Source organism: Streptomyces sp. NPDC031064 (assembly GCF_055570965.1).
The window spans coordinates 22,608-34,564 of record NZ_JBVIGF010000007.1; the positions used below are offsets into that span (position 1 = coordinate 22,608).

Annotated in this window: 8 protein-coding genes; 4 read left to right on the forward strand and 4 right to left on the reverse strand. The window is 74.8% G+C overall.

All coding sequences use genetic code 11. The annotated features are described in order from the left end of the window. Positions 1-206 precede the first annotated feature (206 nt). From ACZ46W_RS24420 to ACZ46W_RS24435, 4 genes are all read right to left on the reverse strand, one after another. The gene (locus ACZ46W_RS24420; RefSeq protein ID WP_468341242.1) at positions 207-4,868 is read right to left on the reverse strand and encodes a hypothetical protein; all 4,662 of its coding nucleotides are present in this window, start codon (positions 4,866-4,868) and stop codon (positions 207-209) included. A 31-nt stretch (positions 4,869-4,899) separates the two neighbouring features. Then, on the reverse strand, positions 4,900-5,793 hold the full coding sequence (locus tag ACZ46W_RS24425) for a hypothetical protein (protein WP_468341245.1): 894 nt from the start codon (positions 5,791-5,793) through the stop codon (positions 4,900-4,902). An 88-nt stretch (positions 5,794-5,881) separates the two neighbouring features. Further along, on the reverse strand, positions 5,882-7,426 hold the full coding sequence (locus tag ACZ46W_RS24430) for a hypothetical protein (protein ID WP_468341248.1): 1,545 nt from the start codon (positions 7,424-7,426) through the stop codon (positions 5,882-5,884). Between the two features lie 95 nt (positions 7,427-7,521). Beyond that, entirely contained in the window at positions 7,522-8,250 is a 729-nt protein-coding gene (locus ACZ46W_RS24435) for a GntR family transcriptional regulator (RefSeq protein WP_468341251.1), read from the reverse strand. A 151-nt stretch (positions 8,251-8,401) separates the two neighbouring features. Here ACZ46W_RS24435 and ACZ46W_RS24440 point away from each other — a divergent pair, with 151 nt between their 5' ends. From ACZ46W_RS24440 to ACZ46W_RS24455, 4 genes are read left to right on the forward strand one after another with little or no spacing between them, the layout of a single operon-like run. After that, positions 8,402-9,682, forward strand: a complete 1,281-nt coding sequence (locus ACZ46W_RS24440; RefSeq protein WP_468341254.1) for an MFS transporter — start codon at positions 8,402-8,404, stop codon at positions 9,680-9,682. Positions 9,683-9,705: 23 nt separating this feature from the next. Then, positions 9,706-10,470 carry a LamB/YcsF family protein gene (locus ACZ46W_RS24445; RefSeq protein ID WP_468341257.1) on the forward strand — a complete coding sequence of 255 codons (765 nt, stop codon included), beginning with the start codon at positions 9,706-9,708 and terminating at the stop codon, positions 10,468-10,470. Beyond that, positions 10,467-11,093 carry a 5-oxoprolinase subunit PxpB gene (pxpB, locus tag ACZ46W_RS24450; protein ID WP_468341259.1) on the forward strand — a complete coding sequence of 209 codons (627 nt, stop codon included), beginning with the start codon at positions 10,467-10,469 and terminating at the stop codon, positions 11,091-11,093. The genes ACZ46W_RS24445 and pxpB overlap by 4 nt, the downstream gene beginning before the upstream one ends. Next, positions 11,090-11,953, forward strand: a complete 864-nt coding sequence (locus ACZ46W_RS24455) for a 5-oxoprolinase subunit C family protein (RefSeq protein WP_468341262.1) — start codon at positions 11,090-11,092, stop codon at positions 11,951-11,953. Before pxpB ends, ACZ46W_RS24455 begins: the two co-directional genes overlap by 4 nt. Positions 11,954-11,957 lie beyond the last annotated feature (4 nt).

Genomic DNA, 11,957 nt, shown 5'->3' on the forward strand with positions numbered 1-11,957 from the left:
GCACGGCGGCCCGAGCGGGCGCGTCGAAGCGGCCGTATACGCCTGCCGGCCGTGCCCGTGCGCGCCGCCCCGGCGGCGCCTGGGCGCCCGCGCGGGGGCGGCCGTCCGGCGCGGGCGTCCGGCGCGGCCGTCCGGCGCGGGCGTCCGGGGCGGTGTGGGCACGCGCCCCGGGGCGCGGGCGGGGTCGGGGGCGCCGCTGCCGGGGGCTAGTCGGCGATGGCGGCGGCCTCCGGATCGGGGGTGCGCTTGAACATGCGGGTGGCCGTGATCTCGCCGTGGACGACCGTCTCCCCTTCGGTGGCCGGCTGCGGCAGGCCGGGGCGCAGGTGCTCCTCCACGCTGATGTACTTCAGGCCGGCCCGCAGGTCCGCGTCGTTGCGCAGCCGGATCACCAGCGGGAACTCGGCGAGCGCGGTCGTGTCGAACAGGCCGGTGGTGTAGAGCAACTGCACGCCGAGCGCGTCGGAGACCGCCCGCTGGAGCTCCAGCAGGTACGTGGCGTTGGCGCGCCCGATCGGGTTGTCGAGGAACAGCGTGCCGGCGTGCCGGTGCTTGTCGCGGCCCCGGTCGTTGCTGCGCAGGGCGGCCATCGTGCAGTACAGGGCGATGGCGGCGGTGAGCAACTGGCCGCCGGAGAAGACGTCGCCCATCTGCCCCACGGGGACCCGCTCGGCGCGCAGCACCGCGTCGGGCTTGAGGATCTCCACGGACACGCCCTTGGGCTGGAGCGCGGCCTGGACGCCGCGCAGCAGCAGCGACATGCCGTCCCGGCGCAGGTCGGAGTTCTTCTTGACGGCCGCGCGGGTCGCCTCGTCGATGACCTCGCCGAGCCGTTCGATGAGCGTCGCCTGGTCGGGCTCCTCGAAGCGGATCCGCAGGAACTCCTGGCCCGACCATTCGCCCAGGCCCTCGGGGAGCCGGGACAGGCGCTGTGCCGAACGGAGCGTGGCCAGCGCGGACTCCACCAGGCCGCGCAGGCGGTCGACGATCGAGTCCCGGTTGCGCTCGAGCTGGGCCAGTTCGTCGGTGAGGACACGCAGCCGGGGCGCGAAGGCGTCGGCCCACTTGGCGGCGTGCTCGGGCAGGGCGGAGGCGGGCAGTTCGCGGATCTGCTGCCGGGCGGGGGTGCGGACCTGTTCGTAGCGGGTGGAGTTGGCGTGCCGTACGAGGACGTCGCAGGCTTCGCGTACGGCGGCGTCGGCGGCGGACAGGTCGGCCGCGCAGCCGCGCAAGGAACGCCGTGCCTCGGCGGCGGACCGGCGCGCCTCCTCCAGGCTGCCCGGGTACGGCTCGGGTGCCTCGTCCTGGTCCTCGTCGGTGTGCTCCCTGAGCAGGTCGCGGAGGAGGGCGGCCGTCTCGTCGAAGCCGCCCGCCGCGTCCTCGGCGGCGCGGTGGGCCTGGAGCAGCCGGGCGTGGGTGGCGCGGGCGATCTCCAGCGCGTCGGTGCGAGTGGCCAGTTCGGTGGTGGCGGTGCGGAGGAGGGACTGGGCGTGGTCGGCGTCGGTGGGCACCAGCTCCTCGGGCAGCTCGGTGTGCGACTCGCCGTCCGCGGGGGCCAGGCGCTCTGCCTCGCCGCGCAGCCGGCCGAGCTTCTCGCTGGCCTCGGAGGCGCGGGACTCCAGCATCTGGACCAGGGACTCGGCGCGGGCGGCGGCGGCCTGGCGGGACGGCCCGTCCGCGCCGTCGGGGCTTTCGAGGAGCTGGGCGGCGCGGGTGCGGACCTTGTTGGTGAGCCGGTCCAGTTCGGCGAGGGCGGCGCTCTCATCACTCTCGGCGCGGGCCTGTTCGGCGCGCAGGTCGGCGCCGACGCCGACCTTCTCGTAGAGCTGGGAGGCCGCGCGGTAGGCCTCGCGGAGGGCGGCGAGCGGCACGCGGGGCTCGTCGCCGTCCTCCTCCGGCAGGTTCTCGGGGGCGCCGGCGATCTCGGCGCGCTCGGCGCGGAGGGCGCGGGCGGTGCGGTGGGCGTCGTCGGCGGCGCGCTGGGCGGCGCGGCGGTCCTCGTCGGCGGCGCGGGCCCGCTCCAGGCAGGTCTGGGCGCGGGCCTCGTACTCGGCGGCCTCGTCGGCCAGTTCGCGGAGCCTGGCCTGCCAGCCGGCCCGCTCGCGCAGCCGGAACGCCAGGCCCGCGAGGGCGTCGGCGGCCCGGCGGGCGCGCTGTGCGGCGTCCTGCCGCTCGTCGCGTACCCGGGCGGTGTCGGCCGCCGCCTCGTCGGCCTCGGCCCGTGCGGTGCGGGCCTCGGCGAGTGCGGCCTCGGCCGCTTCGGCGGCCACGCGCGCGGTGGTGGCGGCTTCCGCCAGCTCGGTGAGCATGCCGGGCGGGCAGTCGGCCCGCCAGGAGCCGATGCGCGCGGCGAGCGACCGGTCACCGGTGAGGCGGGCGGCGAGGGTGCGGATCTCCTCGTCGCGGGCGGCGGCCCGGGCGCGCAGGGCCTGGCGCTCCTCGTCGGCGGCGTGCTCGTCGTGCATGGCCGGGTTCGGCGGTACGAGGAAGACGTCGGTGTCCGTGCCGGTCGGCCCGGGCACGGGGGCGAGGAGCGCGGCGGCGGTGCCCACGGCCACGGCGGAGCGCGGCAGGAGCGCGGCGCCGGCGAGGACTTCGCGTGCCCTGGCGTACGAGACGGGGTCGGTGATGACGACACCGTCGACCAGCTCGGGGCGGGCGGCGAGCACGGCGGCGTGGTCGGCGGGGTCCACGGCCTGCGCGAGGTAGCGCCAGCCGGGCAGGGCGGGGATGCCCTGTTCGCCGAGGTACTCGACGGTGGCGAGGACGTCGGGGCCGGGCGGCAGGAGCCCGCCGTCGCCGAGTGCGCCGAGGATGCGGGAGTCGTCGGCGGCGGCGGTGCGCAGCTCGAAGAGCTTGCGCTCGGCGGAGGCGATGCCCTGGTCGAGGAGCTCGCGCAGTTCGTCCGCGTACCGGTCGAACTCCTCGACCGTGAGCGGCCCTTGGGCGGACCGCACGGGCACCGTCGCCGCCTCGTCCGGCTCCCCGCCCTGGCGGGGCTGGGGGACGGCGGGCCTGGCGGTGCCCGGGAGGCTCAGCAGCTCGGCGAGGCGCTCCTCGGCGGCGATGGACTCGGCGGCGCGGTGCTCCGCCTGGTAGGCGCTCTCGGCGGCCTGGGCGGCGTCGGCGGCGCGGGCGGCCGCCAGTTCGGCGCGGGACTCGGCCGCGGCGGCTTCGCGGGCGCGGTCGGCCGCCGCGCGGGCGGCGTCACGGGCAGCGTCCCAGGCGGCGACGGTGGTCTTCTCCGCGTCGCTGGCGGCGAGCGCGGCGCGGGCCGGGTCGGCGTCCGGGGCGGTGTCGTCGAGCCATCCGGCCCGTACCGCTTCGGCGGTCTCCTGCTCGACCTCGGCGAGCCGCTGGCGCAGGTGGCCGGCTTCGCTGCGGGCGCGCTGGGCCTCGGTGGCGGCGGCGGTGGCGTCGCGGTGGGCGGTCTCGCCCGCCTCCTGGAGGGCGGCGGAGCGCTCCTCCTCCTCGTCGGCGTGCCGCTCGCCCTCCTCGGCGGCCGCGTGCAGTGCCCGTACGAGGTCGGCGGCGGCCTTGGCACGCGCGGCGAGCGCGGGGGCGGCGTCCCGCTCGGCCTCGCGGATGGCGGCGGCCACGCGCGCGGAGCGGTCGGCGGCGGCGCGGTGCCTGAGGACCGCCTCGGCGGCCTGCCAGGCGGCGTGCAGGGTACGGGCGTCGGACAGTTCGCGGCGCTGGGCGGCGGCGCCCTTCTCGGCGGCGGTGAGGGCCAGGGAGGCGTGGCGGTAGGCCAGTTCGGCGGCGACGAGGGAGGCGCGGGCCCGTGCGTCCTCGGCGTCGGTGACGGTGTGGGCGGCGGCGGTGACCTGTGCGGCCAGTTCGGCGGCGCGGCCGCGTTCCTCGGCGGCGCGGGCGGACAGGCGGCGGGCGAGCGTTCGGGTGCGGCGCTCGGCTCCGGCGTGGACGTCGCGGGCACGCGCGCGCGTGTCGGCCGCTTCGACGATCCGGCCGAGGAGGTCGACGGAGCCGGCGGTGAAGTCGCGTTCGGCGGTCAGTTCGGCGCGGCGGCCAAGCTTGTTGCCGAAACCGCTGACGAGGTCGGCGAGGCCGTCCGTGTCACGGGTGTCGGTGACGGCACGCAGCAGCAGGTCGGTGAAGTCGGAGTCCTTCTTGACCGCGAAGAGGCCGGCGGCCTCGCCCTCGTCCGCGTTCATCTCCCGCTGGTAGCGGAACAGTTCGGGGTCCAGGCCGAGGTCGCCGAGGTGTTCGTTCCAGCGGTCGTGGATCTCCTCCCAGTAGACCTCCAGGTGCGGGTACGCCTTGCCGGCCTCCGTGAGGGCGTCACGGAAGCCCTTCATGGTGCGGCGGCGGCCCTGGGCGCCGGAGACCCCTTCGGCGGGCGGCCGGACGGCGGTGGACTCGGCGACCGGGAGCGAGTCGAGGCTGAGACCCGGGCCGGGGCGGAAGGAGTACCAGGCCTCGGCGAACTTCCGCGGATCGTTGGAGACCTGCCTGCCCCGCCATTCGCTCACCTTGCCGACCACGACGCACTCCCCGGTCAGCGTGTGCTGCCACTCCAGGGCGACGTGCCCGCAGTCGTCCGCGAGCAGGAACTTCCGCAGCACACCGGAGCTGGCGCCACCCAGTGTGTTGCGGTGGCCGGGCAGCATCACCGAGAAGATCAGCTTGAGCAGGACGGACTTGCCGCCGCCGTTCTCCAGGAAGAGCACGCCCGCGGGCGCGGGGCGGCGCGGTGGGCCGACCGGCTCCTCCTCGAAGAACTCCGCCTGGGTGGGGGCGGGGTTGGGCACGGGCGCGCCGACTCCGCGCAGGTCCAGCACGGTGTCGGCGTAGCGCGCACCGGCGGGCCCGATGGAGTAGAGGCGGACCCGGGACAACTCGTACATGTCGGCGGACTTTCAGTCGTGTGCTGTCGTGTTACGCGTGGAAGGGCAGGCCGGCGTCGGCGGCCAGCTCCAGGTCGTCGCCCTCGGGCGGCGGCAGGAGGGTGGCCGAGCCGTCGCTGACCGGGACGATGCCCAGCTCCAGCAGCTCGGCCATGGCGGCGCTGCCCGCCATGTCACGGACCTGGAGCTGGTAGCGGGCGGTGGTCCGGTACGAGCCGCCGCCCTCGTCGCCGGTGCGCTGGAGGAACCCGGAGTCGGTGAGGAAGGCGACGGCCTTGCCGATGATGCCGGTGGTGGAACCGGCGAGCCGGCGGGCGTCCTTGGTGGCGCCGGTCGCGCTGCGGCGCGCGTAGATGCGCCAGGCGGCCTCCAGGCCGGGGGCGTCGGTGGCGGGGTCGGTGTTCTCGCCCTGTTCTTCGGCGCGCTCCTCCAGGCGGCGGCAGGCCTGGCGTACGAAGGCGTCGACGCCGTTGACGGTGATGCGGCCGATGTACGCGTCGTCGGCGAGGTCCTCGGGGCGCGGGAACGCCATGGCGGCGACGGCGAGGTGGGCCAGGCCGTGCAGGAACCGGTCGGCGGAGTCGGTGGAGGCACGGCGGGCGTAGTCGCCCATGCGGACGGCGAAGACCGAGTCCTCGCCCGCGGTGACGGCCATCCCCGCGCGCGGGGAGACCTCCAGGACGATCAGCCCGAGTCCGGTCGCGACGGCGTCGGCGAGCCGCGCGAAGGCGGGTTCCTCGCGGTACCGGCGGAGCAGGTCGGTGTACTCGGCGTCGCGGGCGGGGAGCAGCTTGGGCTGGAGCCCGAAGGAGACCAGCCGGGCGGCGTCGGCCGCGTCGGCGGGCGTGACGGTGCCGGACGCGGCCGGCTGGAGCGCGTCCGGCTCGCTCACCGCGTCGGCGTGCTCGGCGTGGTGGTCGCTCACGGCTGGGGCTCCTTGGTGGATCGGTGTGGGGGCGGGAACACTCCGGGGGGCGGCGCGGCCCGGGGCCGGCGGGCGCCGACGGAGGCGGTCATGCCGCGTCCGTGCGGTCGGCGGCCATGCCGGCGGCGTCCAGGAGGGCGGTGCCGACGATCAGGTCGGCTCCGCCGAACTCCGGGTCGTCGAGTTCGGTGCCGTCGTCGACGGCGAACAGCAGGCGTTCCTCGCCCTGTCGGTAGGCCGTGCCGACCGGGGGGCTGGCCGCGTGTATGGCCAGGAGGGCGACCAGGTAGGGCAGTTCGGGATCGCGGCGGCGGGCCTCGGCGAGCAGCCCGGAGAGGCGGCGCGGGGCGTCGTGCTCAAGGTCGAGCAGCTCCATGGCGCTCGCCATCTGCTCCTCGCTGAACCGGCTGTCGTCGGGCGTGGCGATCAGGTCCGGTTCGGGCATCTCGGCGCCCAGGTGCTCCCGCTCGACCGGCGGGGTCAGCAGCAGCTCGACCAGGTCGCCCATGCGCACGCAACCGGGGGCGCGCAGGCCGGTGCCGTGGGCGAAGTACGCGTCGGTGACCCTGATGGCCTGTTCGACCGGCAGTGGCAGGACGGGGGCGACGAGCTGCCCGTACAGGTCGAGTCCCGTGCGGGCGGTGGGCTGGGCGAACGCCTGCCGGTCCTGTTCGGCCCGGAACAGCGGGCCGGCCTCCAGGAGCCGGGACTGGAGCTGGGTGTGGCGGCGGATGCAGTCCTTGACGATGTCGACGAGCTCGGCGGCACGCCGCTTGTGCTCCGCCGTTTTTGAATCGGACGCGGCCTCGGCCTCGTCGCGGGCCTTGCGGATGTTGGTGAGGATGGCGTTCTCGTGGCGGTACCGGTCGGCGACGTGGTCGAGCGCCTCGTCGATCATGTCCGGTACGGCGCTGAGCCAGTCGACGGCGCGGACGTTGCGCCGGGTGGCCTCCAGGGTCTTGCGGAGCGTCTCCGCGTACTGCACGGTGCGGTACCGCGCCTGTTCGGCGGCGAGCTGGGCGTCGGCGAGCCGGCCCCGGCTGATCAGCACCTCCAGCTTGACCTCGGCGGCGATCTGGGCGCTGGTGACGTCGGTGTCGAGGGCGCCGACGAGGACGTTGACCGCCTCGTCGGTGGTGCGGAGGTAGACGCTGCCGCCGTAGCCGGGGACTTCCTCGATGAGCTTGAAGTCGTAGTCGCGGCGCACGTAGACGCCGTCGGTGCCGAACGTGCCGTACACGGCGCGGAAGCCGCGGTCGACGCTGCCGACGTTGATCAGGTTCTCCAGCACCCAGCGGGCCACCCGCTCGTGCTCGGCGGCGGGCCGCTGCGGGGCCTGGGCGGCGACCCTGGGCAGCAGCCGGGCGACGATCTGCTCATGGTCGGCGCCCGTGTCGAAGTCCATGTTGAGCGTGACGAGGTCGATCGCGGCGAGGGCGATCTCCGCCATGGCGTACGTCGAGTACTCCCCCGCCAGGTTCGCCTTGCGCGCGTCCAGGTCGTGCAGGGGCGCGGTGCACGCGAGCGCGCGAAGCCGCCGCGCGAGCCCTTCGTCGGCGGCCGGGCCCTGGGCGGGCCGCGGCCCCGCGCTGAGCTGGGGCGGAACGGATTCCGTCGAGGCAGGCGAAGTCACGCTGCACAGATTAGGTCCTCGCACTGACAACGGTCGAAACGGCGCAGATGGACCGCCCGGGCCCACTCGTGCGCCCCCGCACGGGCGGTCGTGTGTCAGCCGGTGACCGCCGGCGGATCGTTCTCCACCAAGTGGGCATAAACCTGGACCAACTGCTCACGGGAGTCGTCCAGGTAGTCCACGAGCAGCCGCTCGGCCTTGGTCCGCTCCCCCGCCCGCAGAGCGTCCAGAATCTCCCGGTTTCGAATGAGATAGGGCTCGTGCAGGGCGCGCGGGTCGTCCACCATGTGGAAGACGAGCCGGAGTTCGGCGAGGACGCCCCGCATCAGCTCGTCCATGCGGTCGCTGCCGGCGAGGGCGACCAGTTCCCGGTGGAAGTGGATGTTGGCGGTGGAGACGCCCTTCCAGTCGCCCTCACGCGCGTCGCGTTCCCCCTCCGTCACCGCCCGGATCAGCCCGTCCAGCGCGAACGGCGGCTCGCCCAGGTCATGGACGACGGCGCACTCGACGAGCCGTCGCGTGCGGTAGATGTCCACCACGTCACCGACGGCCAGGACACGGACGAACACGCCCCGGTTCAGCTCGTGGACGAGCAGCCGCTCGTGCGTCAGCAGCCGGAACGCCTCCCGCAGGGTGTTGCGCGACACCCCCAGCGCCCCGCCGATGCTGTCCTCCGAGAGCCGCGTCCCCGGCGGGAAGAAGCCTTCGGCGATGCGGGTGCGCAGGATGTCCGCGACCCGTTCCGCCGTGCTCGTACGCCCCAGCAGCGCCCGGTCGTCCGCCAGTCCGCCGCCCCGTTCGCTCCCGGAGCCCGTCGTCCCCACAGCGCCCTCTTCTCGTCCGCCTCGTCACGCCCCGCTCATCGTAGAAGGAAAACGGCGAACGAGAACGAGGGAACGAACCCCTTGTCGGATCGTTCAACAATCCCTACCTTGGGGACACCGCTCGTTTCCCGCTCTCCTCTGCGAGGTGCAGATGAGCACAACCCGGTCCCCTCGAACCCCTTCGGCCGAACTGTCCGACGACAGCGGCGCGTTCGCCTGGCTGCGCGCGCTCGGGCCGCGCGGCCGGCGCGCCTTCGGCGGCGCGTTCGGCGGCTACGCCCTGGACTCCTACGACTTCTTCACGCTGCCGCTGAGCATGGTGGCGATCTCCGCCTACTTCAGCCTCAACAGCGGCCAGACCGGCCTGCTCACCACCGTCACGCTCGTCGTGTCGGCGGTCGGCGGCATCCTCGCGGGCATCCTCGCCGACCGGATCGGCCGGGTGAAGGCGCTGATGATCACGGTCATCACCTATGCGCTTTTCACCGTTCTGTGCGGATTCGCCCCTAATTACGAGACCCTGCTGGTCTTCCGTGCCCTCCAGGGCGTCGGGTTCGGCGGCGAGTGGGCGGTCGGCGCGATCCTGGTCGCCGAGTACGCCTCCGCCAAGCACCGCGGCCGTACGCTCGGCGGCATCCAGAGCGCCTGGGCGGCCGGCTGGGCCCTCGCGGTCATCGTCTACACGCTGGTCTTCCACTTCCTCGACCCGGACACGGCCTGGCGCGTGATGTTCTGGACGGGCGCCCTTCCGGCCCTGCTCGTCATCTGGGTGCGCAGGAACGTCGAGGACGCGCCGCACGCCGCCGAGGTACGCCGGTCGAGCAGCGAGCGCGGTTCCCTCACGGCCATCTTCCGGCCCGGACTGCTGCGGACCACGATGTTCGCGACGCTCCTGTCCACCGGTGTCCAGGGCGGTTACTACACGCTCGCCACCTGGGTGCCCACCTACCTCAAGAACGACCGGGGACTGACCGTGGTCGGTACGGGCGGCTACCTGACCTTCCTGATATCCGGCGCCTTCATCGGGTACCTGACGGGTGGTTACCTCACCGACCGGCTCGGCCGGAAGCGCAACATCGTCATCTTCGCCTTCCTCTCGGCGGTGTGCATCCTCGCGTACACGAACATCCCCACCGGGGCGAACGGTCTCGTCCTCGTCCTGGGCTTCCCCCTCGGCTTCTGCATGTCGGCCATCTTCAGCGGCTTCGGCTCGTTCCTCGCCGAGCTCTACCCGACGGCCGTACGCGGCACGGGCCAGGGATTCACGTACAACACCGGCCGGGCGGTCGGCGCGTTCTTCCCCACCCTGGTCGGCTTCCTCGCCGACAGTTGGGGCGTGGGCGGGGCACTGGTCTTCGGCGCGGTCGGCTACGGCATCGCCGTACTGGCCCTGCTCGGCCTGCCCGAGACGCGCGGCCGCGAGCTGGCGTAACGGAAACGTAGGGAGACACCACCATGACCTGGGCCTCGATCGACCTCAACGCCGACCTGGGAGAGGGCTTCGGGCACTGGCGACTGACGGACGACGAACAGCTCCTGTCGGTCGTCACCAGCGCCAACGTGGCCTGCGGCTTCCACGCCGGGGACGCGGCCACCATGCGGCGGGTGTGCGACCTGGCCGCCGAGCACAAGGTGCGGATCGGCGCCCAGGTGTCCTACCGCGATCTGGCGGGCTTCGGACGGCGCTCCATGGACGTGCCCTACGACGAGCTGGCCGCGGAAGTGGCGTACCAGATCGGCGCCCTGGAGGTCTTCGCCAGGGCGGCCGGTGCGCGGGTGTCGTACGTGAAACCGCACGGGGCGCTCTACAACCGGGTCGTGCACGACGAGGGCCAGGCGCAGGCGGTGGTCGACGGGGTGATGCTGACCGGCGAACGGCTCCCGCTGCTGGGGCTGCCCGGCTCGCGGCTGCACGAGGTGGCCGAGAAGGCCGGACTCCCGGTGGTGACCGAGGCGTTCGCCGACCGCGCGTACACCGCCGACGGCACGCTCGTACCGCGCCGCGAGGAGGGGGCGGTCATCACCGAGCCCGCGGCCGTGGTGGAGCGGTCCGTGTCCATGGCCCGGTTCGGTGTGGTCACCTCCCGGTGCGGGCGCTCGGTGGCCGTCCGCGCCCGCTCGCTGTGCCTGCACGGCGACACCCCCGGCGCGGTGGACCTGGCCCGCCGCGTCCGGGACCGGCTCGAATCCTCGGGCGTCCGTGTGGAGGCCTTCGTATGAGGCCCCTCCCGGTGGGCGAGCGGGCCCTTCTCGTCGAGCTCGGCAGCGGCGAGGAGACCGAGGCCTTCCACGCCGAGCTGCTGCGCCGCCGGGCGGCCGGTGCGCTCCCCGCCGTGACGGAGATCGTCCCGGCCGCGCGGACGGTGCTGCTGGACGGGGTGGCTGAGCCCGCGCGGCTCGCCGCGCTGGTCGCCGGGTGGGAGATCGCGCCGCTCCACGCGCGCGTGGACCCGGCCGTCGAGATCCCCGTCCGGTACGACGGGCCCGACCTCGCCGATGTCGCGGCCCTGTGGGGCGTGACGCCGGACGAGGTGGCGCGCATCCACGCGGCGGCCGAGTTCCGGGTGGCGTTCTGCGGGTTCGCGCCCGGGTTCGGTTACCTGACCGGGCTGCCGGCGGCGTACGAGGTGCCCCGGCGGGACACTCCGCGCACGGCCGTGCCGGCGGGCTCGGTGGCGATGGCGGGCCCGTACACGGGCGTGTACCCGCGTTCGTCGCCCGGGGGCTGGCAGTTGATCGGGACGACCGACGCCGTGCTGTGGGACCCCGCGCGGGAGCCCGCCGCACTGCTGTCGCCCGGTACACGGGTGCGCTTCGTACCTCAGGGCGTGGGGCGCCGATGACGGACCGGGCCTTCGCCGTCGTACGGGCAGGGGCGCTGACGACCGTGCAGGACCTGGGGCGCTCCGGCCACGCGCACCTGGGCGTGCCGCGCTCGGGCGCCCTCGACCCGTACGCGAGCGGTCTGGCCAACCGGCTGGTCGGCAACGCCGTGGACGCCGCCGTACTGGAGACCACCGTCGACGGGTGCGCGGTGCGGCCCCGCTGCGCGGTGACCGTCGCGGTGGGCGGCGCGCCCTGCCCCGTGACGGTGGACGGGCGGCCGGCGGCCTGGGGCGCCCCGGTACGCGTCCCCGCGGGCGCCGTGCTGGACGTGGGCGCCGCGGTGCGGGGCCTGCGCTCCTACGTGGCGTTCGCCGGGGGCGTCGCCGCCGACCCGGTGCTGGGCAGCCGCTCCACGGACCTGCTCTCGGGGCTCGGCCCGGCCCCCTTGCGGGACGGGACCGTGCTGCCGCTGGGGCCGGAGCCCCACGAGACGGCCGGGCCCGACACCGTGCCGTGGCCGGCCCCGCCCGAGGAGCTGGTGCTGCGGGTCCGGCTGGGCCCGCGCGACGACTGGTTCACAAGTGCGGCGCTCCGGGCCTTTGCCACGCGCGCGTACCGGGTGTCCCCGGCGAGCAACCGCATAGGGCTGCGCACCGAGGGCCCTCCCCTGGAACGTGCCGTGACGGGCGAACTGCCCAGCGAGGGCATGGTCCTGGGCGCGGTCCAGGTGCCGCCGGACGGGCGCCCGGTGGTGTTCCTCGCGGACCATCCCACGACCGGTGGCTACCCGGTGGTGGCCGTGGTGCGGGAGCGGGACCTGGCGGCGGCCGCCCAGGCCGTGCCGGGGGCCCCCCTCCGGTTCGTCCCGGTCCGGTAGGGCG

Bases quoted from the DNA above. Each gene is read 5' to 3' on its own strand.
- ACZ46W_RS24420 (WP_468341242.1), bottom strand. From the start codon at position 4,868: ATGTACGAGTTGTCCCGGGTCCGCCTCTACTCCATCGGGCCCGCCGGT.
- ACZ46W_RS24440 (WP_468341254.1), top strand. From the start codon at position 8,402: ATGAGCACAACCCGGTCCCCTCGAACCCCTTCGGCCGAACTGTCCGAC.
- ACZ46W_RS24445 (WP_468341257.1), top strand. From the start codon at position 9,706: ATGACCTGGGCCTCGATCGACCTCAACGCCGACCTGGGAGAGGGCTTC.
- pxpB (WP_468341259.1), top strand. From the start codon at position 10,467: ATGAGGCCCCTCCCGGTGGGCGAGCGGGCCCTTCTCGTCGAGCTCGGC.
- ACZ46W_RS24455 (WP_468341262.1), top strand. From the start codon at position 11,090: ATGACGGACCGGGCCTTCGCCGTCGTACGGGCAGGGGCGCTGACGACC.